Origin of the sequence: Mesorhizobium sp. M7A.F.Ca.MR.176.00.0.0 (assembly GCF_004023165.1) — a bacterium.
GTDB lineage: Bacteria > Pseudomonadota > Alphaproteobacteria > Rhizobiales > Rhizobiaceae > Mesorhizobium.
In genome coordinates this window covers 1-26,392 of the sequence record NZ_RZTC01000031.1, presented here as the reverse complement: position 1 = coordinate 26,392, position 26,392 = coordinate 1, and the positions used below count along the sequence as shown (strand labels likewise).

Sequence of the window (26,392 nt, the reverse complement as noted above, 5' to 3'; positions counted from 1 at the left end):
GCCTGAGATCCCGGCCGGCGGCTTGGGAGGTCAGCGCAGCGCCTGCTTGGCGAGCTCAGCGACGATCTCGTAATTTTCGGGCGTGACGAAACCGGCGCCGGTGTCGACATTCATCGGCGCCAGCCCCAGAACAACCTGCTGGCAGAGGCTGAGGATCGGCAGATAGCCCTGCAGGAACGGCTGCTGGTCGGCGGTCAATTGCACCCAGCCGCCCTTGAAGCCCTCGACGATCTGCGGGCTGGTGTCGAAGCCGAAATTGAATATCTCGCCCGCCTTGCGTCCGGCCGCCTGCATGTAGGTCGATACATTGCCGAGCATCTGCCCGCCGGGATAGCCGACCGCCTTGACGTCGGGATTGTTGAGCAGCGCCGCGGTAATCACCGGAATGGCCAGATTGGGATCGGACGCCCATTCGCCGCTCGGCGGAGAGGACAACTGGATGACCTCGACGCCAGCGTCCTTGAGCGCCGCCACCGTGCCGCGCTCGCGCGCGCCGCGGCTTTCGTTTTCGAACGGACCGATCATGATCGCCTTGTCGCCGGCCTTCAGCTTGCCCAGCTTGAACGCCTCGGCGCCGAGCGCGCGGCCCTGCTGCTCCTGCTGGGCGCCGACATAGCCGCCGCCGAATGCTTCCACCACCTTCGGCACCGGCACGTTCTGGTACATCATCTTGATGCCGTCCTTGTGCGCCTGTTCGGCCAGCGGCATGATCGACGCGTCGCCCGGGTGGCCCATCATGGCGATGCCGTTGGGCTTGACCGCGACGGCCTCACGCAGTTGCTGCACCATCTTTTCGATGTCCCACTGGGAGAAGATGTAGTCGACCTTCGGCCCGAGATCGGCCTCTGCCTGCTTGGCACCATTGTAGACGATGGTGCCGAAAGCGTCGCCCTCGGCGCCACCGACGAAGAAGCGGATGTGGACGTCCTTGCACCATTTGGCGTCGAGCGCCCGCGCGGGCAAGGTGGAGATCGCAGCGGCAAGCATCGTGGCGGCGGCCACGACGGTCGAGCGCAGAACTGTCCTTCTCATCGTCATGCTCATGCACTTATCCTCCCTTTTTGTCCTCGCAAGCGAGGGGTTCGACATTCGCTTCGGCAATGTGCGTTGCAGACATCCCGGCCGGCTCCTCCCGCCGGCCGATCCTCACATCGGGTTCGGCAGGTAGCTGGCCCCTCCCCGGCATTGCTTGAGATATTCAAGCGCCCGCACCTGGCCGGTGATCTCGAGGTCGCCGCGATAGACCGGGTCGTGCCAGCCTTCGATATCGATGGCCCCCTTGTAGCCGGCCAGCCGCAATTCGCTGATCACCCGCGTCCAGTCGCTGTCGCCGAAACCGGGCGTGCGCATCTGCACGAAGGGCAGCCGGCCGAACACGCCATGCTCGCGGATGACATCCCAGCGCACCGTCGCGTCCTTGCCGTGGACATGGAAGATGCGGGGCGCCCATTTGCGGATCTGGGGTATCGGATCGATCAGGTAGACGAGTTGATGGCAGGGCTCCCATTCCAGCCCGAGATTGTCATCGGGCACTTCGTTGAACATCAGCTCCCAGGCGTCCGGATTGTGGGCGATGTTCCAGTCACCGGCGGCCCAGTTGCCGTCCATGGCGCAGTTTTCGAAGGCGATGCGCACCCCCCTGTCGGCGGCACGCCTGGCTAACGCCCCCCAGACCTCCCTGAAGCGCGGCAGGCTGTCGGTCAGCTTCTTGCCGCGCAGGCGGCCGGTGAAGCCGCTGACCATCGAGGTGCCGAACAGATGCGCATTGTCGATGACCGTTTCCCAGGCCGCGAGCACGCCGCGATCGACCTCGCCGTCTTCCAGCGGATTGCCGAAAACGCCGAGCGAGGACACGGTGACGTCGGCATCGCCGATCGCCTCGCGGATCTGGCCGGCGAGAAGCGGCAGGTCCTTGCCGCCAAGCGTTTGCCAGAAGAAGGGCTGGATGCTCTCGAAGCCGAGCGGCAGGATCTGTTTGACGTAAGCCGCCGGGTCGTCGAGATTGGCCCGCACCATGGTGCCGATCCGGATGTCGAGAAGCGGGTTCGGCGTCATTGTGCGTCCTCTGCGATTGTCACGCGGCGGCCGGTCTCGGCGCTTTCGATGGCGCCGAAAACCATGGCCAGGCTCTTGATGTTGTCGGCGCCGCGCGTTTCCGGCTCGGTGCCGGTCTGGATGGCGTGCACGAAATCCTGGAGAATGCCGAGATGGCCGCCGACGCGATCGGACGCATCGAGCGGCGGCACCGCGATCGGCTGGGTTTTGTCGAACATTCCGTCGCGGCCCGGCATCACTGCTTCTGCCCTCAGCTCGTCATTGCCGTCCCAGAGCAGGCTGCCGCGCTCGGCTACGATGCGCCATGTACTTTCCCAACTGGTGCGGAAGCCGGCGGCGCACCAGCTCCCGGCATAGGTGAAGACCTTGCCGCGGCCGAGATCGAAGACGGCGCTGGCCGACGATCCCTGCCGGTACCAGGAATTGGCCGGCTCCCATTCCTGGCAATAGACGCCGGCCGGCTCGCCGGCGACCATATAGCGGGCGGCGTCGAATGTGTGGATCGCCATGTCGAGCAACAGCACATGCGCCATCTCCTCGCGAAAGCCGCCGAAATGCGGCGCGACGAAGAAGTCGGCGTGGATGCTGGTCGGCGTACCAATGGCGCCGGAATCCAGGAACCTGCGGATGCGCCTCACATTGGCGACATAGCGGCGGTTCTGCACGACGGCGTGAATGCGCCCGGCGCGGCGAGCGGCCTCGACGATGGCGCGCGCATTTTCCGGACTGTCGGCGAGCGGCTTTTCCGTCAGCAGATGGCAATTGTGGGCAAAAGCGGAAAAAGCGACTTCGTGCCGGGCGGCTGGAACCACCACGTCGAACACTGCTTGCGGTTTGGTCTGGTCGAGCACGGCGTCGAGATTGCTGCCGATGACGGCATTGGTGAGGTCGTATTCGCGTGCCCTCGCCCGTGCCCTGTCGGCATCGAGATCCACGAGGCCGACAAGGGTGAGCCCGTGGATCTGCCTGATGGCATCGAGCCAGGCCTTGCTCATCGCTCCGCAGCCGACCAGGACGACATCGATCATCCAGCGCTCCTCCTCCGCTCGGTCCCTCCAGACCGATCGTCACGGCATCCACGGCAGGACCGTAAACGTTTTTCCGTAAACGTTTACGAGAACACACCCGAAGGCGTAGAATGTCAATCGGCCCTTGGCGAAATTCGTCTTACCGCCTTGGCCTGAGCGGCTACCGGTGCTAGCCAAGCAAGGGGGAGAACAGTCTCTTGGCGTCCAGCATTCACGACCTTGCCCGTCACTTGAACATATCGATCGGCACGGTGTCGCGGGCGCTGAACGGCCGCGCCGACGTCAATGCCGACACGCGCCAGCGCGTGCTCGAGGCGGCCAGGACGCTGAACTATTCGCCGAACCAGTCCGGCCGCAGCCTGAGGCAAGGCGCCACCCGTTCGATCGCCTTCATGCTGCAGCCGCATCCCGGCGACCAGCAATATGGCGAGCCGTTCTTCATTCCGTTTCTGATCGGGCTGCAGGCCAGGCTTGCCGAAAGCGGGCTCGACCTGACCGTGGTCATGGGGGCGCCGGGCGACTACCAGCAGGAGCGCCTGCGCCGTGTCGTCGAAACGCGCCGCGCCGATGCGGTGCTGCTGGCCTGGACGCGGCGCGAGGACGAGCGCATCGACTATCTCACCCAAGCCGGCTTTCCCTTCGCCACGCTCGGCCGCAGTCGCTCCGGGGCCAAGTCCTATCCTTCCCTCGACCTCGATTTCGAGAAGGCCGGCGCCGACGCCGTCGACCGCCTTGTGGCGCGCGGTCACCGCCGCATCGCCGCTATCCGTCCGTCGCTCGACCTCAACTTCGGCTATCTGTTCCTGGCCGGCTACCGCAAGGCCCTGAAGCGGCACGGCATCGAGATCGACCCCGAGCTGATCGCCTCCGGCTTCATCAACGAGGCCGGCGGCTACGAGGTGACGCCGCAGGTGATGCGCTCCAAGGCCCCGCCGACCGCCATCATCTTCAACAATGATGCAATGGCGCTGGGCGGCTGCAAGGCGCTGGCCGAGATGGGCATCAGGCCGGGCCAGGACATGGCGGTAACCGTCATCGTCGACACGCCGCTCTGCCGCTATTTTTCCCCGGCGTTGACCGCCTTCCGCCCGGCGCTGGAGCCAATGGGACAACGGCTTGCTGAAATGCTGCTGGCGTCGCTTCCCGCCTTCGCCGGCCCGGAGGGTCCACGGATCATCCGCGAGGTCTGGCCGCTGGAGCTGGTCGCACGCGACAGCGATTGATGGTGGCAGCAGGGCCGCCGATGTCGTCCTCCCCTCAAACAGCACACCGGTGCCGCAGTGAACCGGCCGCAACCTTGAATGCGCGGGAGGCGCTGCAGGTTCCGGATCGCGCCACAACCAGGGCGATCAGCGAAAGCCGGCCTTAAGACACCGGCGCCGCTCCGCCCTCTGCCGTGCGCCGCGCGATAAACTCATCCAGCACGCCTGATGTGGCGGCAGCCGTTGCCGGCGGCGCGAAATCGGAAAGCACCCGCCTCCAGACGCCGGTGGCGCGCTCGCTCGCTGTCTTCGAGCCGCTCTGCGTCCAGTTGCCGAAATTCGACCAGTCGGCCACCAGCGGTTCGTAGAAGGCGGTGCGGTAGCGCGCCATGGTGTGGCCGGCCGAGAAGAAGTGGCCGCCCGGCTGCACCTCGGCGATCGCCTCGAAGCCGATCGTATCGGTATCGCCGGGCGTCGCGGCGCAAAGTTCAGCCACCGTCTGCAGCGCCTCGATGTCGGTGATCAGTTTCTCGAAGGAGACACTGAGGCCGCCCTCCAGCCAGCCGGCGGCATGGATGCACATCGTCGCCCCGGCCAGCACCGAGCCCCACAGCGCGAACTGCGTCTCGTGCGCGGCCTGCGCGTCTGAGATGTTGGCGGCACTGCCGCCGCCCGATCGCCACGGCAGTCCGGTGAAGCGCGCCAGCTGACCGGCGCCCAACGTCACCTTGACGTGCTCGGGCGTACCGAAGGCCGGCGCGCCGGACTTCATGTCGACATTGGAGGAGAACGAACCGTAGACGACCGGCGCACCCGGCCGCACGATCTGCGCCAGCGTCAGCCCGGCGAGCGCTTCGGCATGCTGCAGCGTCAGCGCGCCGGCGACCGTGATCGGCGCCATGGCGCCCGCCAGGCAGAACGGCGTGATGACGGAGATTTGGCCCGCGCGGGCGAAATCGATGATGCCTTGCGCCATCGGGATGTCGAGCTGGCGCGGCGAGTTGGTGTTGATGACGGTGTAGCAATATGCATTTGCCAGAAACTCGTCCTGCGACAGGCCGCGCGCCAGACGAATCATCTCGAACCCGTCCTCGACTTGCGGGGTGCCGCGCGCGAAGACGAACGGGAGCTTGTCCGACAGCGTCAGCTGCGCGCGGTTGACGGCATAGTGGCGAAAGCGGTTGTCGACATCCTGCGGTTCGATGCAGGGCCCCAGCATATGCAGCACGTCGAAATGCTGCACCAGCCGCATGAGATCCTCGAAATCCGCCAGTGTTCCCGGCCGCCGGCCGCGCTCGAGATCCGTGACGTTCGGCGCCCCGCATCCGGCGAGGAAGGTCATCGAGCCGAGCTCCAGCGTCAGATCGCGGGCGCGCGAACCGGCGTGAGCGTGGATCGATCTCGGCGCCGAGGCGAGTGCCGCCGTCACCATGTCGCGGCCGATGCGCACCATGTCGGTGTCCGGATCGACCAGCGCGCCGGCGCTGGCGAAGTGCTCACGCGCCTGCGGCAGCAGCACCTTGATGCCGAGCTCTTCCAGCACCCGCAGCGCCGTTTCGTGAATCGCGGCCACCTGATCATCAGAAAAGATCGGCTGCGGCAGGAACGGGTTCTTCAGCGAATGGTAATTGGGACGGCGGCTGCTTTCGCTGCCGGCCTCGCCCGTGCGTCCACGCCGGCGCTCGCGCCTGCCGTCCCGTGCCGCGTCATCGACCATCGGAAATCCTCCTCATTGCCGCATTGCCTTGCCCAGGGGATCATAGGGCGAGGCCGCGACGACATGCGCCGGCCGTTCCTCCCCCACGACATGCACGGAGAGCGCGGTGCCCTCGCCCGCGAAATCGCGGTCGACCAGCGCCAGCGCCAGGCTCTTGCCGATCGTATAACCGTAACCGCCCGAGGTGACGAAGCCGACGCGCCGGCCCTGATGCCAGACCGGCTCGAAGCCGCTGGCATCGGCGTCGAGCGCATCGATTTCCAGCGTCACCAGGCATTGGCCGCTGCCGGCCTCCCGCTGCTTCAACGCTGCTTCGCGGCCGATGAAGCCGCTCTTGCCGAAAGCGATGAAGCGGTCGAGACCGGTCTGGCCCGGCGTGTAGCCTTGCGTGAATTCGCGCGACCAGATGCCAAAGCTCTTCTCCAGCCGCAGTGCATTGAGCGCGTAATAGCCGATTTCGGCAAGGCCGAGATCCTCGCCCGCCGCCAGCAGCGTTTCGCGCAGAGTGGCATGCATGGTCACGGGGCAACTGATTTCGAAGCCGAGCTCGCCTGATATAGACAGCCGCGCTACACGGGCCTGCACCATGCCGATGTCGAATGTGCCGCAGGCCATGAACGGCAGCGCTGCGCCGGACACATCCTGATGCGTCGTTCGCTCCAGTATTTTGCGCGCATTCGGCCCCGTCAGCAGGAAGCCGCTCATCGTGTCGGAGAGGTCGTCGACGGTGACGCCTTCAGCCGCATGGCTCTCGAACCAGCGCATGTGGAATTCCCGGAGATAGTAGGAGCCCATCAGCCAATAGCTGCCGCCGCCCCAGTTAAAGACGGTGAGGTCGCCCTTCAGCCGTCCGTCATGACCGAGCATCGGCGCCAGGCCGGCCCGCCCCGGCTTCGGCAGCCTGCAGGCGAGCAGCCGGTCGAGCCAGGCTTCCGCACCTGGCCCCGCCACCGCATAGCGCGAATAGGCCGAGATATCGACGAGACCGGAGGCGCGCCGCACCTGCAGCGCCTCGTCGCCGACGATGTCGAAGGCGTTGGAGCGCCGCAGCGTCGTGTTCTCGGCAAATCCCATCGGCGCGAAATAGGCCGGGATTTCCAGCCCCCAGGAAGCCGTCCATTCGCATCCCGCGGCCGTCATGCCCTCATAGGCGCCGGGGCGTTTCAGCGGCCGGCCGGCGGGCAGCCGTTCATTGGGAAAGGTCATGACGAAGCGGCGCGAGTAGAACTGGCGCGTCGTCTGCTTGAGATATTCCCGGTTGGCGGCGAAGGCACCATAGCGGGCGACGTCCATGCCGAAAATGTCGGCCTGCGGCTCGCCATAAATCATCCATTCGGCCAGCGACTTGCCGACGCCCCCGCCCTGGCTGAAACCGGCCATGACGCCGCAGGCGACCCAGTAGTTCTTCAATCCGCGCACCGGCCCGACGATCGGATTGCCATCCGGCGTGAAGGTGAAGGCGCCGTTGACCCATTTGCGGATGCCAGCCGTCGCCAGGCAAGGAAAGCGCTCATGCGCCTTGGCGAGTTCGGGGCTGATGCGGTCGATGTCTTCCGGGATCAGCTCGATGCCGTAGTCCCATGGCGCGCCATCCATGTTCCAGTGCTTCGGGTTCTGCTCGTAAACGCCGAGCAGCACGCCCTTGCGCTCCTGCCTGAGATACGAAAAGCCGTCGAGATCGACGGCGATGCCGATTTCCCTGTCCAGCGCCGCGATCTCGGGAATGTCCTCAGTGATGAAATAATGGTGCTCCATCGGCGTCACCGGCAGATCGACGCCGGCCATGCGGCCGAGCTGCTTTGCCCACAGCCCGCCGGCATTGACGACATGCTCGGCGATGATGGTGCCCTGCTCCGTGACGACATCCCAGCGACCGTCGGCGCGCGGCTTCAACTCGACCACCCGGTTGCGCAGGATGATGTCGGCGCCGCGCTTTTTTGCAGCGCCGGCATAGGCGTGCGTCGTGCCGTACGGGTCAAGGTGACCCTCGTTGGAATCATGCAGGCCGCCTAGCACGCCGGTGACGTCGACGATCGGGCAGATCGCCTTGATCTCGTCGGGCGTGACCAGGCGCGCGGTCTCGATGCCGACCGACTGAAACACCGCCCAGGCCGATTTCAGCCACTCCCAGCGCGCGGGATCGCTGGCGATGTTGACGCCGCCCGTCATGTGCAGGCCGATATCCCAGCCGGATTCTGCCTCGATCTCGCGGTAGAGATTGATGGTGTAGTCCTGCAGCGCGGCCACGTTGGGGTCGGCGTTGAGAGCATGGAAGCCTGCCGCCGCGTGCCAGGTCGAACCGGCCGTCAGTTCGGCGCGCTCGATCAGCGCCACATCGCTCCAGCCAAATCGCGTCAGATGATAAAGGACGGAGGCTCCGACCACGCCACCCCCGATGACGACTGCGCGGTAGTGCGACTTCAAGGCTTCCCTCCACAGTTAGTCCGAAGGCTGGAGCATATATGCACTAGACATAAGTGTCTAGTGCCGCGCGCGCGCATCGTTTTTCGTCGACCGTCGGCATGCACTGCGGATTGTCACGCAAGCATCATGTTCGCGCCGTAGACCGCGTTTCGGGGAGGCTTGCACGGCATCATCGATGTCGAACCTCTTTCAGTTTTTCGTCCCGCGACCGCTCCGGCACATCCGTCACAAAGAGGATTATCCATGAAACACCTGTATCGAACCGCGTCGCTCGGCGTCGCGCTGGCCTTGTTCACCGCCTTGACGCCGGCGCTCGCCGACAGCACCGCGACCGTCGGCGGCACGAGCTTTGTCAACAAAGGGCTGGTCGGCGTCGGCCGCATCCCGGCCGCTCAGCGCGACAAGTTCGGCGAGACGTTTGGTTCGGGCTCGGGCATGTCGATCGACACATCAGGCTGGACGCATGAGGCCGCCGGCTACAAAGGTTCGCTCTGGTTGCTGCCGGATCGCGGCTACAATGTCGTCGGTACCACCGACTACCGGCCGCGCCTCAACACCGTCGCCATCGAGTTTACCCCGGTGGCACCAGGTGCGGCACCTGCTGCCGGCCAGCGGCAGACCGGCGTCAAGGCAACGCTCGCCGACACCATGCTTCTCACCGACGACAAGGGGGCTGATGCCACAGGCCTCGATCCGCTCAACGGCGTGCGCGCGGCAAGCGGCGACATGCCGATCCTGCCGCAAGCCGACAATGGCAAGCTGGCGCTCGACAACGAGGCGATCGTGCGGCTGCCCGATGGTTCGATGTTCATCTCCGACGAATACGGCGCGAACATCTATCGGTTTTCCGCCGACGGGCATCTGCTGTCGGCAACCCAGCCACCGGCCGCGCTGGTGCCGATGCGCCACGGCACGCCGAACTTCGCCTCGGACAATCCGGGACCCGGTGCCGCCGAGCCCGATCCGAAGGATCCCGACACCGGCCGCCAGAACAATCAAGGCCTCGAAGGCATGGCGATGACGCCCGACGGCAAGTTCCTGATCGCCGTGCTGCAGTCGGCGGCCAGGCAGGACGGCGGCGATTCCGGCTCGACCCGCCAAAACACCAGGGCGCTGGTCTATGACGCGTCCGACCTCGCCCATCTCAAATTGGCGCACGAATATGTCGTGCCGCTGCCGGTGTTCAGGGATGCCAAGCGCAAGACCAAGGTCGCCGCGCAGAGCGAGATCGTGGCGCTCTCCGACAAGAGCTTCCTGATGCTGGCGCGCGACAGCGGCAACGGCCAGGGCCTGAAGGGCGACGCCTCGCTCTATCGCCAGGTCAACGTCGTCGACCTATCCACCGCGACCGACATCGCCGGCGGCGCCTTCGACGGCGCTGACAGGCCGGTCGCCCCCAAGGGCGTGGTCGACCCATCGGTGACACCGGCCAAGCTGACGCCATTCATCGACATCAACGACAGTGCCGAGCTCGGCCGCTTCGGCCTGCACAATGGCGTGCCCAACGACCAGGATAACCTGTCCGAGAAGTGGGAGGCGATGTCGGTGGTCAGCGTGCTCGATGCGAAGCTGCCCGACGACTACTTCCTGTTCGTCGCCAACGACAACGACTTTCTCGCCCAGGACGGTTTTCAGGTCGGCGCGCCCTACAAGGCCGAAGACGGCGCCAATGTCGACACCATGTTCCTGGTCTATCAGGTCACGCTGCCGGGACTGGCCAAGAAGTAACGACCACTGCACGGACGGGCGCGCTTGGCGCGTCCGCCCGGAGCACTATTGCTGGTGTTTTTCCAGGCAGATTGATTGAGAAGGCTTACTTCAAGAACTCCGCGTCCTTCGGGACGCCCGCATCTATCGGCTCGGCGGTTCTGCTCGACACGGCCATGATCTTGCCGGCGGCCAACAGGTTGGGACGCACGAAGACCTGAGCGGGGCCGTTGACGCGGCTGTAGAGGTCGATGATGTCCTGGTTCATGAAGCGCACGCAGCCCGACGAAGCGTTCTTGCCGATGGAATCCCACTCCGGCGTGCCGTGCAGCCGGTACATCGTGTCCTTGCCGTCGCGGAACAGATACAGCGCGCGGGCGCCCAACGGGCTCTGCGGGCCGGGCGGCATGCCGTCCTTGTATTTCGCCAGTTCCGGCCGGCGCTGGATCATCTCCGGCGGCGGCGTCCAGACCGGCCACTTCTTCCTCGCCTGGACCACGGCGCTGCCGGTCCATCCGAAACCGGCTTTGCCAAGGCTGACGCCATAGCGAATAGCTGTGCCGCCCTCGCGCACCAGATAAAGGAAGTGCTCAGACGTATCGACGACGATCGTGCCGGGTTTCTCCCCGGTCGGATCAGCCACGATCTGGCGCACGAATTTCGGATCGACCTTGGCAACCGGGATTGCCGGCAGTTGATAGCCCTCGTCGACACGCGCCGCATACATGCTTGCGGCATCGCCGAAAGCCGGATCGCTCGGCGGTGCTGCATCCGGCGGCGGCGGCGCCACGTCTGTTGTTGTACACGCCGAAACAGCCAGGGCGCCCAAAGCGGATGCGCCGAGAAACGCGCGCCGGTTCAGGCGCACAGAAAACAGCGGAATATCGGACATGCCCCCCCCCCGGGCTTATCCAAGATCTGATAGGAATGCGGCCCCACGCATCGAGGATCAATATCCCATTCCGGAAGCTTTGAGAACATGATTAGATCAAGGCACAACCTGTGTTCCGTTGTATCGGCAATCATCGCGGACGCGACTTGAAACAAACCTTCGCCGAGCTGCCCGCCATGGACGAAAAAAATCCCCCGCGCCGGCGCACCGGCGACCTGACCAGCGGCCCGATCCCGCGCACGCTCTTGCTGTTCGCCCTGCCGGTGCTCGGCTCCAACGTGCTGCAGTCGCTCAACGGTTCGATCAACGCCGTCTGGGTCGGCCGTTTCCTCGGCGAATCGGCGCTGACCGCCACCTCCAACGCCAACCTCGTCCTGTTCCTGATCCTCGGCACCGTGTTCGGCATCGGCATGGCGGCCACCATCCTGGTGGCCCAGTCGGTCGGTGCCCGCGACCTGCCCGAGGCGCGCCGCATCGTCGGCACCAGCGCGACGTTCTTCTTCCTCGTTTCCGTTATCCTCGCGGTCTGCGGCTGGATCTGGGTCGACGCCATTCTCAACACGCTCGGCACACCGGCCGATGCCTTGCCGCTCGCGCGCTCCTATCTGCGCATCATCTTCGTCGCCGTGCCGATGATGAACCTTCTGTCCTTCGTCATGACCGTGCTGCGCGGTGCCGGCGATTCACGCACGCCCTTCTTCTTCATGGCTCTGGCCGTCGTCCTCGACATCGTGCTCAACCCATTGCTCATCCGCGGCATCGGACCGTTTCCCGAACTCGGCATCGCGGGCTCCGCCACGTCCACGCTGATCGGCCAGACGGTAAGCGTGATCGCCATCCTGATCGTGCTCTATGTGCGCAGGCATCCGCTGCGGCTGGCCGGCGCCAACCTCGCCCTGCTGCGGCCCGATCCCACCTTGCTTCGCATCGTCGTCGTCAAGGGCGTGCCGATGGGTCTGCAGATGATCGTCATTTCGGCGGCGGCACTGACGGTGATGGGCATCGTCAATTCCTACGGCTCACAGGTCGCCGCCGCCTACGGCATCGCCGCCCAGCTGTGGACCTATATCCAGATGCCGGCGCTCGCCATCGGCGCCGCGGTGTCCTCGATGGCGGCGCAAAATGTCGGCGCCGGGCGCTGGGACCGGATCGGCCGCATCGCCGCCTCCGGTGTCGGCTTCAACCTGGTCCTGACCGGCGCACTGGTTGCAGTGCTGTCGGTTTTCGACCGTTCGGTGCTGAGCCTGTTCCTGAGCAGCGACAGCGCGGCGATCGACATCGCCGTCCACATTAACAATGTCGCCTCGTGGTCGTTCATTCTGTTCGGCATAACCATCGTGCTGTTTGCCACCGTACGAGCCACGGGTGCCGTGATGCCGCCGTTGATCATCCTGGTCATTTCGGTGCTGGTCGTGCGCACCGGCTTCGCCTATTTCATGCGTGGCGTGATCGGCGAGGAAGCGCTGTGGTGGAGTTTCCCGGTGGGTTCGATCAGCTCGCTTGTACTGGCGGCGGCCTACTACCGTTTCGGCCGCTGGCGCACCACGCACATGATCGAGAACAGACCGGCAGCCGGCGAGCCGCCGGACACCGGTCTTGGCGTGCCACGCGGACGCGCGCATCTTTCGCCTGAAACACCGAACGGCTGAAGTACCCGTCAGGCCATGGACATGGCGGCAGGGCCGCAATTGATTTGCCGCCCTGCCCGTCACGCCAGACCCGGCGCAAATGAACCTATTTGCAGGAGAAGCCGGGCGCGATCTTGCACTTGCCGGGACGTGGCCTGTGCGGCCGATGGTGCGGAGGACGGTGCGGCTTGTGCCAGTGTGGCGGCCGATGCGGCGGACGCACGATGATGATTGGCGGGCGAACGATTTGGGAGCGTTCGAGATAACCGGAGCTGGCCCAGCCGCTCACGCCGCCGCCATGAATTCTGCACCAGCCCGGCTGGCAGCCGGTGACATTGACCCTGAAGCCGCCGGGCAGCGTTCCGACCCTGGCATATCCCGCTCCCGGCCCACTACGGACATTGAGATTGGTCGTGGTGTGGGCGCTGTAAGCGAAGGCTGCGGCGGACGTCCCGAAGACCGCGGCCATTATGGTCGCGAACACAAGCAGAAAACGAAATCTCATCAGTCCCTCCATTCGAATCCGGCCGTTCATCTGCTTCGGCCAAGACTGCCCTGCAAGAGGGAGCGGCCAAGCCAAGAAAAGTCAACAGGTGGGCGGCGTAACTGTTCTGGCCAGCGGGACTGATGCCGGATTTTTCTTGGACATGGTTGAGGAATTTCCCGGTTGCCGCCTATTGCTCTTCAACACCCGCTGACGTTTACTGTCTTTCGACAATCACCGCGGGCAAAGGTGGATCCATGGGCAAAGGCAGGGTCGAGGCATTCACCGACGGCGCATCGCTTTCAGTTTTTCCGCCACCGATGCAGCAAGGTCGGCATAGCGCTCCTCCAGCCGTTCCGCGGCCTTGATGATCGAGAAATCGTGGCCGAACTTTTCCAGCGCCATACGCAGCTTCTCGACGAACTCGGCTTGTTTCTCCAGGGCGGAAAAGAGCGTCTTCACCTGCGTTTCGCTGATGTCGGGGTTGGCCAGCATCTGCGGCACCTCGCGGCCCATCTGGTCGCCAATGGCGGTCTGTTCTTTCAGGATTGCAACCCAGTCCGTCAATCAGGAAATCTCCGTTTGTCCCCGAGGCTAAAGTTTGTTTTGTCCCCAGGGCAAAATCTCTTTTGCGGAGGCAAAGGGCAACATGCGCAGCCTCGACCGAACTGGTCAACCCGACAAGGCGGGCAGAGGCTTGCGCCGGCCGGTTCCGGCGCTAAGTTCGGCGCCATCGAAGAAGGAACCCATCGCCCATGATCACCGACGCCGAGATACAGACCGCCCTGCCCGCGCTTGCCCCAGGCAATGCCGCCGTGATCACCGGCGCCGCCAGCGGCATCGGTCTGGCGGCCGCCAAGCGGCTTGCACTGATGGGCATGAAGATCGTGCTGGCCGACATTGGCGGCGCGCGGCTAGACGACGCCTCGCGCGCCGTTTCTGCGATTGCCGGCGACGATGCCGTGCTTGCCGTCGCCGCCGACGTTTCGAAGGCGGATGAGGTACACCGCCTCGCCGAAAGGGCGTTCGGCGCCTTCGACGGGGTGTCGCTGCTGATGAACAATGCCGGTATAGGCGACAATCCCGGAAAGCCATGGGAAAACGGCGATGCCTGGAAACGGCTGCTGGACATCAATTTCTGGGGCGTCGTGCATGGCGTCGAGGCCTTCGCGCCGCGCATGCTGGCCTCGGCCAGCCCGGGTTTGATCGTCAACACCGGCTCCAAGCAAGGCATCACCACGCCGCCCGGCAATCTTGCCTACAATGTCTCCAAGGCTGGGGTGAAAACCTTCACCGAGGGCCTGTCGCATGCGTTGCGCAACGAACCCGGCGCCCATGTCGCTGCCCATCTTCTGATCCCCGGCTTCACCTTTACCGGCCTGACCGAGGGCGCGACGGAAAAACCGGCCGCCGCCTGGACCGGCGAACAGGTTGTGGATTTCATGCTGGAATCCCTGACCAGAGGCGATTTCTACATCCTGTGCCCGGACAATGAGGCGGCCCGCCCGCTGGATGAAAAGCGCATGGCCTGGGCGATCGGCGACATTATCGAGAACCGCCCAGCCCTGTCGCGCTGGCACCCGAACCACAAGGACAGTTTCGCGGCGTTCATGAAAGGCTGATTTTTCAGGCCGCCTGCTTTTTCGACCCGCGCTTCCTCGCCACAGCCTTCTTCGCCGCCGTGTCGGCGATCTGTTCGTCATGCCGCTTTGCCGCACGCTCGCATTTGGCACGGATTTCCTCGACTTCGGATTCGGTCAGATGTTCGATGCCGATGAAGTGGTTGTGGCCCTTGCCGACCCGGATCAGTTCGTCGAGCTTGGCCTGGATTGCCGCGCCATCGCGGTTCTGAGTGTTCTGGATCAGGAAGACCATCAGGAAAGTGATGATGGTCGTGCCCGTGTTGATGACGAGTTGCCAGGTGTCCGAAAAGCCGAAGAACGGGCCGCTCACCGCCCAGACGATGACGATCAGGCAACAGAGGGCGAATGTCGGCGGCAGGCCGGCTATGCGGGCGACCCAGTTGGCGACCTTGGTGAAATGCTTTTCCATCTATCGAAATCCTCAACGCTGCGGCGCGATGAGAACAATCAGCGACCGTTTCAGGTTCCCGATGCAAGCAAATACCTCCAGGTACAATTGCCTACACGCATAGGGAGAATAGCCTGGAAAACACACCTTATGGGTCCAATGTCACAATGACCCTGCAGGCGAGAGTGCCTGTTCCTTCCGCTTCACAGCGGTTTAACTCCAGCCCCTTCCGCTGCGCCACCCCCGCATGGCGGAAGGGGTTTCAGTCCGGCGGGCCTTGAAGCGCGTCGCCCGACTCCGTCTCAACGCTACGCACTTGAACTGGTCAGACGGCGTCGTTTTCCCAGCGATCGAGGAACGTTTCGATCGGCATGGCCTGCATGTCGGGAACCGCTCTGGCCAGCTTTTCGACCGGCCAGTCCCACCAGGCGAGAGCTTCGATCCGCGCCGTGATATCCGGAGCGAAGCGTGGCCGGAGAGCCTTCGCCGGCACGCCGGCGACGATCGCGTAGGGCGGCACATCACGTGTCACCACGGCGTTGGCGCCGATGACGGCACCGTTGCCGATGGCGACCCCAGGCATGATCACCGCGCCGTGGCCGATCCAGACATCATGGCCGATGGTCACGGCTTTCGCCTGCCGCCGCTCGCGGAAGGCGGCATCGACGCCCAGCCAGCGAAAATACTCGTTCGGCCGGTAGCTGAGCTTGTGCTGGGTCAGCCGCTCTATGGGATGCTCCAGCGCATTGATGCGGCTGTTGGCGGCGATCGAGCAGAATTTCCCGATCGTCGTGTAGATCGCTTCACAGTGGCGTTCAAAATAGGAGAAGTCGCCGACATTCACCTCGCGCAGCACCACCCGCTCGCCGATCGAGGCATAGCGGCCGAGCTTACACGCCTTCAGCTCCGCGGTCGGATGGATACGCGGCTCAGGGTCTTTCGGGACGAGGTTTTCGGAACGGTCCATGCCGGCGGCTTTACGCCTAGGCGATTGGTCCCGCAAGCGGGACCAATCGCCCCTCCGATCGTTTCCCAGCAAGGATTCGCCGGACGAATGGTCCCGCAAGCGGGACCATTCGTCCGGCCGGTTCCGGAAGGAACTGAGCAGCCTATTGCGGCTTGCCTTTGCTCCACACCACGTTCTGGCCGTAGAGCGGCACGGTGGTGACCGACATTTTGGCCGAGCCGTTCTGCACCTGGCGCGAATGCGAGAGATAGATCAGCGTCTCATTGGGCTTGTCGTAGATGCGGTTCACCACCTGCTTCTTCCAGATCAGGCTGATGCCTTGCTTGAACACCTCCTCGCCGCCCTCGCTCATGTCGATGTCGCCGATCGTGATCGGGCCGGTCTGGCGGCAGGAGATGGAGGAATCGGACGGATCCTCGAACCAGTTGCCCTTGTGCAGGCGATCGATGATACCGCGATCGAAATAGGAGACGTGGCAGGTCACGCCTTCCACTTTCGGATCCTTGATCGCCTCGACGATGATGTCGTTGCCGAGCCAGTCGACTCCGACCTTGCCGACTTCCTCGGCGACCGCGGCACCGGCGCCAACGACAACACACGCGGCCAAGGCGCCGCCGATCAGTTTTCGCCCAATCGATCCGTGCCCAATCAGTCGTGGCAAGGGAGCCTCCTGCGGTTCGAGTTGCCGGTCACAGGTGGGGCGAGCAGCCCGGCTTTGCAAGCAGATAGGTCGACACCACTGCGGTTGCGGCAACGCGGCACTTTGCCTGTGCGAGGCCGAACCGCTAAGACTGTCGCACAGGCGCGGCATTGAGCCGCGCGATGATTTCTGCAGACGGACTTTTCTGATGATGCGTTCTATCCTGGTCGGCATTCTCGTCCTGATGGCCGCCGGTATCGGCTGGCTGACCTTCGACTGGTACCGCGGCCATTATGGCGGCGAGCCCTTCGGCGCTGCCTTCACCCTAGTCGACCAGAAAGGCGCGCCGATCACCGACGCTGCCTTCAGGGGTCAGCCCAGCGTCGTCTTCTTCGGCTTCACCCATTGCCCCGAGGTCTGCCCGACCACGCTGTTCGAACTGGCCGGCTGGCTGAAGACGCTCGGCGACGACGGCAAGAACCTGCACGCCTATTTCGTCTCGGTCGACCCCGAGCGCGACACGCCGGAAGTGATGAACGCCTATGTCAGCAATTTCTCCGACCGCATCGTCGGCATCACGGGCGCTCCCGACAAGGTCCATGCCATGGCCAAGTCGTTCGGCATCTACTGGAAGAAGGTCGACACCGGCGACGGCGACTACACGATGGACCACACCGCCTCGGTGCTGCTGCTCAACGCCAATGGCGACTTTGCCGGCACAATCGCCTACGGCGAAAGCGCCGATACGGCCATCGCCAAGCTGAAGCGGCTGGCGGCGAAAAGCTGATAACCATTTCATGACCCAGACGCGCCTCTACTTCACCACCGGAAAGACCGATTCCGTCAGCATTTTCGCGGCGCTTGAGGCAGCCTTCGAGGAAGAAGGGCTGCCGATCGCCGTCCTGGAGGTCGACGAGGACAAGGACATCCACGAAGTGTCGCTCTATGCCGATGGCGACGTCGATGCGGTCGAGACCCGCTTGAACGACATCCTTGCCGGCCTTTCCCTGTCGAAGCCGATCGAGCGCGAGGCCCTGCCCGACATCGACTGGGTGGCGCATTCGCTGGAAGAGCTGAAGCCGGTGCGTGCCGGACGTTTCTTCGTCCACGGCGCGCATGACCGCAGGAAACGCCACAGCGGCGAACTCGCCATCGAGATCGAGGCCGGCCTCGCCTTCGGCACCGGCCATCACGGCACCACCGCCGGCTGCCTGGAGATGCTGGAAAGAGTGGTCCGGCGCGAGCATCCGCGCAATGCGCTCGACCTCGGCACCGGCAGCGCGGTGCTGGCGATTGCAGTCGCCAAGCTGGCGCATATTCCTGTGCTGGCCACCGACATCGATCCGGTGGCGGTGCGGGTGGCTGCCGCCAATGCGCGGCTCAACCACGTCAAGGCACTGGTGGAAACGGCAACGGCGCCGGGCTTTCACCACCCGATCTTCGGCAGGCGCGCGCCCTTCGATCTGATCGTCGCCAACATATTGGCACGGCCGCTGATGCGGCTGGCGCCGCAAATGGCTGGCCACATCGCGCTCGGCGGCTCGATCGTGCTGTCAGGCATCCTCGACCGCCAGCGCGACGCCGTCATCTCGGCCTATGTCGGCCAGAATTTTCGCCATGTCAGAACCTCGCACCGCGAGGGCTGGGTGACGATCCACCTCAAGCATTGAGCCCGGGACCGACCGAGCTTGGACCAAGTTCCCCGGTTGTCAGTCCAGCGATGCTGTAGCAGGTTGCGCGCAGCCGGAAATCGATTCCGATTTCCCAGTCCATAGGCTACGGTCCCGCGGATATCAGGAGGCCCACAATGTTCCAGACCTTCGATTCCGCCGGCGACCCGGCCGTCGGCAAACCGCGCGTGGCGCTCCTGCGCCAATGGCTTGAAGCCAACGGGCTTGATGGTTTCATCGTGCCGCGCGCCGACGAGCACCAGGGTGAATATGTCGCCGACCGTTCGGCGCGGCTGAAATGGCTGACCGGCTTCAGCGGCTCGGCCGGTGTCGCCATCGTCCTGCGCGACCGCGCCTTCGTCTTTGTCGACGGGCGCTACACGCTGCAGGTGCGCAGCGAGGTCGACCTGGACGTCTTTTCGATCGAAAGCCTGGTCGACAATCCGCCGGCTGTCTGGCTGAAAGACAATCTTGGCAAGGGCGCACGGCTCGGCTTCGATCCATGGCTGCACACGATCAGCGAGGTCAAGGCGCTGCAGGCCTCGGCCGACAAATCAGGCGCCGTGCTGGTGCCGCTCGACAAGAACCCGATTGACATCATCTGGAAGGATCAGCCCGACGCGCCGGTGGCCCCGGTCGAACTTCACCCGATCGGCTTTGCCGGCGAACTCGCCAAGGACAAGCTCGCGCGGTTGGCGGCGGCGATCGCAAAGGACGGCGCCACCCATGCGGTGCTGACCGACCCCTCCTCCATCGCCTGGGCCTTCAACATCCGCGGCGGCGACGTGCCGCACACGCCGCTGGCGCTCGGCTTCGCCATTCTTGCCGCCGATGGGTCGCACCAGCTTTTCATGGATAAGCGCAAATTCTCGCGCCAGGTCGCGGCCTATCTCACCCAACTCGCCGAGCCGCATGGGCCCGGCGAATTCCAAGCCGCGATCGTCGCCCTTGCCAAGAGTGGCGCGAAAATCGCGCTCGACCCGGTGCTGGCGGCCGACCGGCTGCGCATGCTGGTCGAGGCCAATGGCGGCGCCGTCGTTGCAGCAGCAGACCCCGCCCGCATCCCGCGCGCCACCAAGAACCAGGCCGAGATCAACGGCTCGCGCGCCGCGCATCGGCGTGACGGTGCGGCCGTGGCGAAGCTTCTGTGCTGGCTGGAGCGGCAAAAACCCGGATCGCTCGATGAGATATCGGTGGTCACCCGGCTGGAGGAGACGCGGCGGCAGACCGGCGAGGAAACGCAGATGCCGCTGCGCGATGTCTCCTTCGACACCATTTCGGGCGCCGGTCCGAACGGTGCCATCATGCATTACCGCGTGTCGCGCGCCACCAGCCGCAAGCTGCAGGCCGGCGAACTGTTCCTGCTCGATTCCGGCGCGCAGTATCAGGACGGCACCACCGACATCACGCGCACCGTGCCGATCGGCCAGCCGACGCAGGAGATGCGCGAACGCTTCACCCTGGTACTGAAAGGCATGATCGGCATTTCCACCTTGCGCTTTCCCTCCGGCACGCGCGGCTCCGAGATCGATGCCGTCGCGCGCATGGCGCTGTGGAAGCACGGTTGCGACTTCGCCCACGGCACCGGCCATGGCGTCGGCTCGTATCTGGCGGTGCATGAAGGGCCGCAGCGCATCGCCCGCACCGGCACCGAAAAGCTGCTCGAAGGCATGATGCTGTCCAACGAGCCGGGCTACTACAAGGAAGGCGCCTACGGCATCCGCATCGAGAACCTGATCCTGGTGACGCCGGCGCAAGAGATCGAGGGCGGAGACATCGCCATGCACGGCTTCGAGACGCTGACGCTGGCGCCGATCGATACCAGGCTGGTGCAGTCGGACCTCCTGACGCGCGACGAGCTGCATTGGCTCGACGCATATCATGCACGCGTGTTGGCCGAGATCGGGCCGATGCTCGACGGCGAGACGCTGGCCTGGCTAGGAAAGGCCACCGCGCCATTGCCGCACGATCTCAAGCAGTAGCCGCGGCGGAAACCTTGCTTGGTATTGGGGAGCCTTGCTCCGCAAGCAGCTCCCGCAAAGCCTGGACGTTGGGAGAGCCGGCTCCCTTGCGCCAAAACAATACCGTCAGGGCACTGTCCTCGTCCGAAGGCAGTTCATGCACCTGCAGCCTGCCACTTTCAGGGAAGCCCTTGAGCACGCTTTTGGGCATCAGCGCTATGCCCATGCCGGCCGCCACGCAACCGAGCATCGCATGATATGAACCGAGCTCGACGATTTGCTCGGCCATGAAGCCTCGGCGCGCATACCATTCTTCCAGCCGCCTGCGATGTGGACAGCCATGCTCGAAGGCTATCATGGTTTTGGGCATGTCGCTGCGGTCCTCAATCGAACCGCGCGATGCCGCAGAGACAATGACCAATTCCTCACGAAATGCAGCCTGCTTCTCGAATGGAGCGTCTGCGAGCGGCTCGGCCGCGAGCGCAGCGTCGACTTCGCCGGCGAGCATGGCGGCCGCGAGAACCTGCGGGTTGCCGGTGCGCAGTTGAATCTCCACCTCGGGATAGCGTGCGTGGTACTCGGCGAGCAGGCCAGGAAGCCGAGCCGCGGCGGTGCTCTCCATAGCGCCAAGTCGCAGCTTACCGCGTGGGCGCGGATCGAGGACCGCCGTTCGCGCTTCCTCGGCAAGCGCCAGCAACCGGTCCGCGTAGACAACCAACCTTAGGCCGGCGGGCGACACCTGCAGCCGCTTACCTTCGCGGATAAACAGCCGCACGCCCAGATCCTCTTCAAGCTGCCGGATGCGAGTGGTCACGTTGGACTGCACGCGAAACAGCTTTTCCGCCGCCTTGGTGATACCGCCCTCGCGCACCACCATGCGAAAGATGCGAAGGTCGGCCAAATCCATACATCTCTCCCGGAGAATAAAATGATCTTAATAATTCATTTTATCGGATGATCAACGGCGCGTAAATCGCCTGTTATCGACGCCGATCCGGGCGTCCACGGGAGATGGAAATGTCACCTGAACCTCTCGGCCCCTGGCCGATCGATCTTGGCGCATTGACTCCGATGCAGCGCGACGCCCTTTACACCAACCTTGTGCGTCACGCCCATCAGGAGAGATCGGAGGCAATTCGGCTGAGCGCGGTGTGGATCGCTTCGATTTTCAAGAAGCGCCTGACAGGAATTATTGCCTCGATCACTACATGTGTCGGCGCCGCGTTGGTGAGCATACGTGGACTGACCAAGACAAAAAGTCAGCCGGCGAACTGCCGGGCGATGATCAGCACCGCCGCACCCGCCAAGAACATTGCCATCAGCCCGCCGCGCAGCGAAACCAGCGCGGTGACCACCAGTGCCGCCCACTCCGCCGGCCCGGCATTCAACAGTTCCGGCGCCACCAGCGTCGTCAGCACCGCCGCCGGCACGGCGTTGAGACCGGCCTCGACGCGCGGATGGATTGTTTCGAAGCGGGAGATGACCAGATGCCCGCCGATGCGCGTCAGATAGGTCGCGACCGCACCGGCGATGATGATCCAGAAGGTCGTGCTCATGGCCGTGCCTTTACGCCGCTGTGATGGGGAGGCAGGATGACCGCCAGCAGCACACCGGCAACAGCGCCGATCGAGACATGCCAGGGCGAGCCCACGGTCTTATAGGCGATGATCGAGGCGGCGGCGCTGGCGATGACCACCGGCAGCCACAGCGGCCGCTTGCGGAAGCCCAGCACGAGACCGAGGAAATAGATCGGCAGCAGGAAATCGATGCCGAGCGCATGCGTGTCGGGGATCAGCTTGCCGAACAGTGCGCCAAGCGCGCTTTCGACGATCCAGAACAGATAGACCGGCAGGCCAAGTCCCAGATACCAGGCAAAGCCGACTGTCCGGCCCGATTGCGCCCGCGCTTCGGCTACCGCGAATTGCGGATCGGTGAGGATGAAATAACCAAGTGCCTGCTGGATGACAGGCCAGTGCGCGATGCGCCGGCCGATGCCTGCGGAATAGAGCACGTGGCGGAAATTGACGGCGAAGATCGACAGCACGATCAGCCACGGCGCCACATGCTGGCCGAACAGCTGGATGCCGACCATCTGGCTGGCGCCGCCATAGACCAGCGCGCTCATCAGGAAGGCTTCCAGGACCGAGAAGCCATTGTCGACGGCGAGCGCGCCGAACAGCACCGCAAACGGCGCCGACGCCACCACGACAGGCATCGACAGCCGCACGCCCTGCCAGAAATCGCTTTTATCGCCGCTCTCGGAAATTGCTTGCGCCGACATGGCCTCTCCTTGATCAGGGCCTGATGTAGGAAGCGCTGCCTGCCTTGTCACACGAATTCGCTTGAGCCAAACGATCAGCGGAAATGATCGTCGGGTTACCGGAGCCGAAGGCTAGTCAAGCGAACCTTTGCCCTCGATCGCCCTGCCCCAGTCGAGCAGCGGCTTGGCGCGCAAGGTGAAATCGACGAGCTCGTCGACCAGATCAGCCGTATGGATTCCCGCCGGATCGATGACATGCTGGACATAGAAATGCCGGTGGCGGATGGCGGCGACCAGATCGGGATCGCTGATTTCCTCGAAGCCGCGTGGCGTACGCTTCATACGGCCTTCGGTCTCGAGTTCAAGCCGGTTCTTCTTCAACGCCGCCACCAGGCCGCGAAAATTGTCCGGCTTGGTCGCGATGGCTTTGCGCATCGCCAGCAGCAGCGCCGGCTCCGGCTGCCACCAGGCAATGTCGGCAAAACAGCGCTCAAGCCCGATATGCACGTAGAACACACCCTGCTCCATCTTGGTGCCGTCGGGCGACAGGATTGCCGACAAATGCCTGTTGTAGGGCCGCTTGTCTTTGGCGAAGCGCACGTCGCGATTGATCCGGAACAGCGACTTCTTGCGATCGCCGCGCAGGCCGAGTCCGGCCTCCGCGAAACGCTCGGTCAGCGTGTCGACCAGATCACTGAGCGGATCACGCAGCTCCTTTTCGAACAGGTCGCGGTTTTCTAAAAACCACTCTCGGCTCTGGTGGAAATCCAGCGCCTTCAGGAACGGAATGGCTTTCGGGCCGAAACCCTTGAATGCGCCTTCCATCACGCCTTGCCGATCCGTACCAGCCAGCCATCCTCGTCGATCACCTCGATGCCGAGTTCGCTGGCAAGCTTGAGCTTGGAGCCAGCACCCGGCCCGGCGACCACCAGATCCGTCTTTGCCGAAACCGAGCCCGCGACCTTGGCGCCCAGGCGCTCCGCCATCGCCTTGGCTTCGGAGCGTGTCATCTTCTCCAGCGAGCCCGTGAACACGACCGTCTTGCCGGCGACCTCGCTGTCGGCCGAGACGTTGACGATATACGGCTTCGGCTTGACTTGGCGGAGCAACGCGTCAAGCACGTCGTCATTGCGCTCATTGCCGAAGAAGTCGCGCAACGCATCGATCACGGTATCGCCGATGCCGTTGACCGAGGGGAAAACCGTGTGTGGATCCTCCGCTGCCGCTGTCTCCTTGCCGACCCGGATCATCTCCTCGATGGTCGAGAAGGTGCGGGCAAGCACGGCGGCCGTCGTTTCGCCGATATGGCGGATGCTGAGCGCGAAGATGAAACGGTCGAGCTCCGGCTCGCGGCGCGAGTCGATGGCAGCGAACAGCTTGTCGAGGCCCTCATAGTTGCGATCCTCGACGCTGCGCACATTCTTGCGCGTCTTGCCCGATGCGGCCTCGCGCTGCCTCGCCTGCTCCTCGCGGCGTTCGGCCAGCGCCCTGGTGACGGCCGGACGGCGATCCCTGAGCGTGAAGATATCGGCGGCGGTCTTGATCAATCCCGCATTGAAGAACGTGTCTATGTTCTCCGCGCCGAGGCCTTCGATGTCCAGGGCGCCGCGTGACACGAAGTGGCGCAATCCTTCCACCGCCTGCGCCGGGCAGATCAGTTCGCCGGTGCAGCGCCGGCGGGAATCTTCCTTGCCGGTCTTTTCGTTGATCTCGCGCGTCGCCGGCGAGCCGCAGATCGGGCAAGTGTGAGGGAACTCGTAAGGCACCGCATCAGCAGGCCGCTTGTCGATGACGACGCTGACGATCTGCGGAATGACATCGCCTGCCCGCTGGATCACGACCGTATCGCCGATGCGCACATCGATGCCGTCGCGGATCGGCTGGCCGGTCGAGTCCAGGCCCTTGATGTAGTCCTCATTGTGCAGCGTGACGTTCTCGACCACGACGCCGCCGACTGTGACCGGCGCCAGCCGCGCAACCGGCGCCAGCGTACCGGTACGGCCGACCTGGATGTCGATCTTCTGCACGGTCGTCATCGCCTGTTCGGCCGGGAATTTATGCGCGACCGCCCAGCGCGGTTCGCCGGTGACGAAACCCCAGCGGCGCTGCAACTCCAGCTGGTCGACCTTGTAGACGACGCCGTCGATATCGTAGCCGAGCGCCGAGCGCTGCTCCTCGATCCGATGATAATGCGCGATCAGCTCCTCGGCCGATTTCGCCCGCACCATCAGCGGACTGATCTTGAACCCCCACTCGGCGAATTTCTGCACCGAATCATATTGGGTCGGAGCGGGATCAGCCGTCGTGTAACCCCAGGCATAGGCGAAGAATTTGAGGTTGCGGCTGGCGGTGACGGATGGATCCTTCTGGCGCAGCGATCCGGCCGCCGTATTGCGCGGATTGACGTAGTCCTGGCCGCCGGCCGCAGCCGATCGCTGCTTCAGCGCCTCGAATTCCGCATAGGTCATGTAGACCTCACCGCGGATCTCGATGATTTCGGGCCAGCCCGAGCCTTTCAGCTTCGCTGGAATATCGGCGATCGTCTTCAAATTGGCGGTGATGTCTTCGCCAACGGCGCCGTTGCCACGCGTCGCGCCCTGCACGAACACACCGTTTTCGTAACGCAGCGAAGCCGACAGCCCGTCGATCTTCGGTTCGGCTGTGAAGGCGATGTCGAGCTCCTTGTCGCGATCGAAGAACCGCCGCCCGCGTTCGATGAAATCCGTGACGTCATCGTCGGTATAGGCCTTGGCAAGGCTGAGCATCGGCACGGCATGGCGCACCTTGGTAAAGCCTTCCGCCGGAGCGGCTCCGACCCTGAGCGATGGCGAATCCTCGCGCACCAGCGCCGGAAAGCGCTCCTCGATGGCAAGGTTGCGCCGTGCCAGCGCATCATACTCCGCATCGGTGATAACAGGCGCATCTTCGGTATGGTAGCGCCGGTCGTGCTCGGCGATCTCTTCCGCCAGCCGCTTCAGCTCGGCTTCGGCCTCGCTTTCGGTCAGGGCATCAACTGGTTTTTCGGACATGCTTTCTTCCCCGAACGGTGGCGCTACACAATAGATCAGGATTTTAGGAAAATCATTCCTGAACAGCAGGATGGAGCCATATCCTGACTCGATCCCTGACATCAGCTGTTCTTATGCAGCTGTGGTGTTCTCGCGCAGCAACCGTTCGGCGGCCGCGCGCGCTTCATCGGTGATGGTGGCGCCGGCCAGCATGCGAGCGATCTCTTCCTGCCGCGCCGGCCGGTCCATCTCGGCGATGCCGGTGGCGACACGGTCGGTGGTGCCGGATTTGGAGATCAGGAAATGCGTCGCCGCGCGTGCCGCCACCTGTGGCGCATGCGTCACCGACAGCACCTGGACGCGCTTCGACAGTCGCGCCAGCCGCTGGCCGATGGCGTCGGCGACAGCGCCGCCCACACCGGTGTCGATTTCATCGAACACCAGCGTCGGCGCCGAACCGCGGTCGGCCAGCGCCACCTTCAGCGCCAGAAGGAAGCGCGAAAGCTCGCCGCCAGAGGCCACTTTCATCATCGGCCCGGGCCGCGTGCCTGGATTGGTGCGCACCCAGAATTCGATCTGGTCGATCCCCTCTTCCATACGGCTCTCGGCCTCGCTCTTCATTTCCACGATAAAGGCGGCGCGTTCGAGCTTCAGGGCCGGCAGTTCGGCCATCACGGCCTTGGTCAGGCCTACCGCCGCCGCATGACGCAGCGAGGAC

23 protein-coding genes and 1 pseudogene are annotated in these 26,392 nt (G+C 64.3%); 7 read left to right on the top strand and 17 right to left on the bottom strand.

The window, feature by feature from the left end; all coding sequences use genetic code 11:
• Nucleotides 1–30 precede the first annotated feature (30 nt).
• The 3 genes from EOB59_RS13005 to EOB59_RS12995 all read right to left on the bottom strand — a co-directional run bounded on the left by EOB59_RS13005 (nucleotide 31) and on the right by EOB59_RS12995 (nucleotide 3,083).
• Nucleotides 31–1,044, bottom strand: a complete 1,014-nt coding sequence (locus EOB59_RS13005; RefSeq protein WP_127269007.1) for a substrate-binding domain-containing protein — start codon at nucleotides 1,042–1,044, stop codon at nucleotides 31–33.
• 102 nt (nucleotides 1,045–1,146) lie between these two features.
• Entirely contained in the window at nucleotides 1,147–2,055 is a 909-nt protein-coding gene (locus tag EOB59_RS13000; RefSeq protein WP_128288501.1) for a sugar phosphate isomerase/epimerase, read from the bottom strand.
• On the bottom strand, nucleotides 2,052–3,083 hold the full coding sequence (locus EOB59_RS12995; RefSeq protein ID WP_128288500.1) for a Gfo/Idh/MocA family oxidoreductase: 1,032 nt from the start codon (nucleotides 3,081–3,083) through the stop codon (nucleotides 2,052–2,054). The genes EOB59_RS13000 and EOB59_RS12995 overlap by 4 nt, the downstream gene beginning before the upstream one ends.
• Nucleotides 3,084–3,280: 197 nt before the next feature.
• On the opposite strand from EOB59_RS12995, the gene EOB59_RS12990 reads away from it, so the two are divergent.
• Nucleotides 3,281–4,306 (top strand): LacI family DNA-binding transcriptional regulator, encoded by a 1,026-nt coding sequence (locus EOB59_RS12990; protein ID WP_127810010.1) that lies wholly within the window; start codon nucleotides 3,281–3,283, stop codon nucleotides 4,304–4,306.
• A 142-nt stretch (nucleotides 4,307–4,448) separates the two neighbouring features.
• On the opposite strand, the gene EOB59_RS12985 is transcribed toward EOB59_RS12990, so the two are convergent.
• Nucleotides 4,449–6,002 (bottom strand): trimethylamine methyltransferase family protein, encoded by a 1,554-nt coding sequence (locus EOB59_RS12985; protein WP_128288499.1) that lies wholly within the window; start codon nucleotides 6,000–6,002, stop codon nucleotides 4,449–4,451.
• A gap of 12 nt (nucleotides 6,003–6,014) precedes the next feature.
• On the bottom strand, nucleotides 6,015–8,426 hold the full coding sequence (locus EOB59_RS12980; RefSeq protein WP_128288498.1) for an FAD-dependent oxidoreductase: 2,412 nt from the start codon (nucleotides 8,424–8,426) through the stop codon (nucleotides 6,015–6,017).
• A gap of 243 nt (nucleotides 8,427–8,669) precedes the next feature.
• On the opposite strand from EOB59_RS12980, the gene EOB59_RS12975 reads away from it, so the two are divergent.
• Nucleotides 8,670–10,154: an esterase-like activity of phytase family protein gene (locus tag EOB59_RS12975; RefSeq protein WP_128288497.1), complete on the top strand. Its 1,485-nt coding sequence runs from the start codon at nucleotides 8,670–8,672 to the stop codon at nucleotides 10,152–10,154.
• An 85-nt stretch (nucleotides 10,155–10,239) separates the two neighbouring features.
• Here the strand turns inward: EOB59_RS12975 and EOB59_RS12970 are convergent, their stop codons facing one another.
• Nucleotides 10,240–11,025 carry a L,D-transpeptidase gene (locus EOB59_RS12970; RefSeq protein ID WP_128288496.1) on the bottom strand — a complete coding sequence of 262 codons (786 nt, stop codon included), beginning with the start codon at nucleotides 11,023–11,025 and terminating at the stop codon, nucleotides 10,240–10,242.
• 146 nt (nucleotides 11,026–11,171) lie between these two features.
• On the opposite strand from EOB59_RS12970, the gene EOB59_RS12965 reads away from it, so the two are divergent.
• Nucleotides 11,172–12,674: an MATE family efflux transporter gene (locus EOB59_RS12965; protein ID WP_245486612.1), complete on the top strand. Its 1,503-nt coding sequence runs from the start codon at nucleotides 11,172–11,174 to the stop codon at nucleotides 12,672–12,674.
• A gap of 85 nt (nucleotides 12,675–12,759) precedes the next feature.
• On the opposite strand, the gene EOB59_RS12960 is transcribed toward EOB59_RS12965, so the two are convergent.
• Both EOB59_RS12960 and EOB59_RS12955 read right to left on the bottom strand, forming a co-directional pair.
• The gene (locus tag EOB59_RS12960; RefSeq protein ID WP_127382106.1) at nucleotides 12,760–13,158 is read right to left on the bottom strand and encodes an SH3 domain-containing protein; all 399 of its coding nucleotides are present in this window, start codon (nucleotides 13,156–13,158) and stop codon (nucleotides 12,760–12,762) included.
• Nucleotides 13,159–13,419: 261 nt separating this feature from the next.
• The gene (locus tag EOB59_RS12955) at nucleotides 13,420–13,704 is read right to left on the bottom strand and encodes a hypothetical protein (RefSeq protein ID WP_127320440.1); all 285 of its coding nucleotides are present in this window, start codon (nucleotides 13,702–13,704) and stop codon (nucleotides 13,420–13,422) included.
• 188 nt (nucleotides 13,705–13,892) lie between these two features.
• Between EOB59_RS12955 and EOB59_RS12950 the strand changes: the two genes are divergently transcribed.
• Nucleotides 13,893–14,759, top strand: a complete 867-nt coding sequence (locus EOB59_RS12950; RefSeq protein WP_128288495.1) for an SDR family NAD(P)-dependent oxidoreductase — start codon at nucleotides 13,893–13,895, stop codon at nucleotides 14,757–14,759.
• A gap of 4 nt (nucleotides 14,760–14,763) precedes the next feature.
• Here the strand turns inward: EOB59_RS12950 and EOB59_RS12945 are convergent, their stop codons facing one another.
• The 3 genes from EOB59_RS12945 to EOB59_RS12935 form a co-directional block, all read right to left on the bottom strand.
• Complete coding sequence (locus EOB59_RS12945) at nucleotides 14,764–15,189, bottom strand: low affinity iron permease family protein (RefSeq protein WP_127810004.1); 426 nt, start codon at nucleotides 15,187–15,189, stop codon at nucleotides 14,764–14,766.
• A 304-nt stretch (nucleotides 15,190–15,493) separates the two neighbouring features.
• Nucleotides 15,494–16,135: a DapH/DapD/GlmU-related protein gene (locus EOB59_RS12940; protein ID WP_127810003.1), complete on the bottom strand. Its 642-nt coding sequence runs from the start codon at nucleotides 16,133–16,135 to the stop codon at nucleotides 15,494–15,496.
• Nucleotides 16,136–16,277: 142 nt separating this feature from the next.
• On the bottom strand, nucleotides 16,278–16,796 hold the full coding sequence (locus tag EOB59_RS12935; protein ID WP_127395906.1) for a CreA family protein: 519 nt from the start codon (nucleotides 16,794–16,796) through the stop codon (nucleotides 16,278–16,280).
• A 187-nt stretch (nucleotides 16,797–16,983) separates the two neighbouring features.
• Here EOB59_RS12935 and EOB59_RS12930 point away from each other — a divergent pair, with 187 nt between their 5' ends.
• The 3 genes from EOB59_RS12930 (at nucleotide 16,984) to EOB59_RS12920 (ending at nucleotide 20,427) form a co-directional block, all read left to right on the top strand.
• Nucleotides 16,984–17,562 (top strand): SCO family protein, encoded by a 579-nt coding sequence (locus EOB59_RS12930; protein ID WP_128288494.1) that lies wholly within the window; start codon nucleotides 16,984–16,986, stop codon nucleotides 17,560–17,562.
• Between the two features lie 10 nt (nucleotides 17,563–17,572).
• Nucleotides 17,573–18,445, top strand: coding sequence for a 50S ribosomal protein L11 methyltransferase (locus EOB59_RS12925; protein ID WP_128288493.1), 873 nt, complete (start codon nucleotides 17,573–17,575; stop codon nucleotides 18,443–18,445).
• Between the two features lie 137 nt (nucleotides 18,446–18,582).
• Nucleotides 18,583–20,427: an aminopeptidase P family protein gene (locus tag EOB59_RS12920; protein ID WP_128288492.1), complete on the top strand. Its 1,845-nt coding sequence runs from the start codon at nucleotides 18,583–18,585 to the stop codon at nucleotides 20,425–20,427.
• Here the strand turns inward: EOB59_RS12920 and EOB59_RS12915 are convergent.
• The 6 genes and pseudogenes from EOB59_RS12915 to EOB59_RS12890 all read right to left on the bottom strand — a co-directional run.
• Entirely contained in the window at nucleotides 20,417–21,313 is an 897-nt protein-coding gene (locus tag EOB59_RS12915) for a LysR family transcriptional regulator (RefSeq protein WP_127396438.1), read from the bottom strand. The two genes, EOB59_RS12920 and EOB59_RS12915, sit on opposite strands and share 11 nt — an antisense overlap.
• A gap of 352 nt (nucleotides 21,314–21,665) precedes the next feature.
• Complete coding sequence (locus tag EOB59_RS12910) at nucleotides 21,666–21,962, bottom strand: AzlD family protein (protein WP_127809999.1); 297 nt, start codon at nucleotides 21,960–21,962, stop codon at nucleotides 21,666–21,668.
• A complete protein-coding gene (locus tag EOB59_RS12905; RefSeq protein WP_128288491.1) occupies nucleotides 21,959–22,687 on the bottom strand; it encodes an AzlC family ABC transporter permease in 729 nt (242 codons plus the stop codon). Before EOB59_RS12905 ends, EOB59_RS12910 begins: the two co-directional genes overlap by 4 nt.
• A gap of 111 nt (nucleotides 22,688–22,798) precedes the next feature.
• On the bottom strand, nucleotides 22,799–23,491 hold the full coding sequence (locus tag EOB59_RS12900) for a TIGR02453 family protein (protein ID WP_128288512.1): 693 nt from the start codon (nucleotides 23,489–23,491) through the stop codon (nucleotides 22,799–22,801).
• Nucleotides 23,491–25,695 carry an NAD-dependent DNA ligase LigA gene (gene ligA, locus EOB59_RS12895; RefSeq protein ID WP_128288490.1) on the bottom strand — a complete coding sequence of 735 codons (2,205 nt, stop codon included), beginning with the start codon at nucleotides 25,693–25,695 and terminating at the stop codon, nucleotides 23,491–23,493. The genes EOB59_RS12900 and ligA overlap by 1 nt, the downstream gene beginning before the upstream one ends.
• Nucleotides 25,696–25,806: 111 nt before the next feature.
• Nucleotides 25,807–26,392 (bottom strand): annotated as a pseudogene (locus tag EOB59_RS12890) (DNA repair protein RecN); the annotation flags it as partial.

Excerpts from the sequence above, each read along its gene's own strand:
- EOB59_RS13000 (WP_128288501.1), bottom strand. The coding sequence starts at position 2,055 with ATGACGCCGAACCCGCTTCTCGACATCCGGATCGGCACCATGGTGCGG.
- EOB59_RS12900 (WP_128288512.1), bottom strand. The coding sequence starts at position 23,491 with ATGGAAGGCGCATTCAAGGGTTTCGGCCCGAAAGCCATTCCGTTCCTG.
- EOB59_RS13005 (WP_127269007.1), bottom strand. The coding sequence starts at position 1,044 with ATGAGCATGACGATGAGAAGGACAGTTCTGCGCTCGACCGTCGTGGCC.
- EOB59_RS12960 (WP_127382106.1), bottom strand. The coding sequence starts at position 13,158 with ATGAGATTTCGTTTTCTGCTTGTGTTCGCGACCATAATGGCCGCGGTC.
- EOB59_RS12940 (WP_127810003.1), bottom strand. The coding sequence starts at position 16,135 with ATGGACCGTTCCGAAAACCTCGTCCCGAAAGACCCTGAGCCGCGTATC.
- EOB59_RS12985 (WP_128288499.1), bottom strand. The coding sequence starts at position 6,002 with ATGGTCGATGACGCGGCACGGGACGGCAGGCGCGAGCGCCGGCGTGGA.
- EOB59_RS12975 (WP_128288497.1), top strand. The coding sequence starts at position 8,670 with ATGAAACACCTGTATCGAACCGCGTCGCTCGGCGTCGCGCTGGCCTTG.
- EOB59_RS12995 (WP_128288500.1), bottom strand. The coding sequence starts at position 3,083 with ATGATCGATGTCGTCCTGGTCGGCTGCGGAGCGATGAGCAAGGCCTGG.
- EOB59_RS12915 (WP_127396438.1), bottom strand. The coding sequence starts at position 21,313 with ATGGATTTGGCCGACCTTCGCATCTTTCGCATGGTGGTGCGCGAGGGC.
- EOB59_RS12945 (WP_127810004.1), bottom strand. The coding sequence starts at position 15,189 with ATGGAAAAGCATTTCACCAAGGTCGCCAACTGGGTCGCCCGCATAGCC.
- EOB59_RS12950 (WP_128288495.1), top strand. The coding sequence starts at position 13,893 with ATGATCACCGACGCCGAGATACAGACCGCCCTGCCCGCGCTTGCCCCA.
- ligA (WP_128288490.1), bottom strand. The coding sequence starts at position 25,695 with ATGTCCGAAAAACCAGTTGATGCCCTGACCGAAAGCGAGGCCGAAGCC.
- EOB59_RS12905 (WP_128288491.1), bottom strand. The coding sequence starts at position 22,687 with ATGTCGGCGCAAGCAATTTCCGAGAGCGGCGATAAAAGCGATTTCTGG.
- EOB59_RS12910 (WP_127809999.1), bottom strand. The coding sequence starts at position 21,962 with ATGAGCACGACCTTCTGGATCATCATCGCCGGTGCGGTCGCGACCTAT.
- EOB59_RS12925 (WP_128288493.1), top strand. The coding sequence starts at position 17,573 with ATGACCCAGACGCGCCTCTACTTCACCACCGGAAAGACCGATTCCGTC.
- EOB59_RS12920 (WP_128288492.1), top strand. The coding sequence starts at position 18,583 with ATGTTCCAGACCTTCGATTCCGCCGGCGACCCGGCCGTCGGCAAACCG.
- EOB59_RS12930 (WP_128288494.1), top strand. The coding sequence starts at position 16,984 with ATGATGCGTTCTATCCTGGTCGGCATTCTCGTCCTGATGGCCGCCGGT.
- EOB59_RS12970 (WP_128288496.1), bottom strand. The coding sequence starts at position 11,025 with ATGTCCGATATTCCGCTGTTTTCTGTGCGCCTGAACCGGCGCGCGTTT.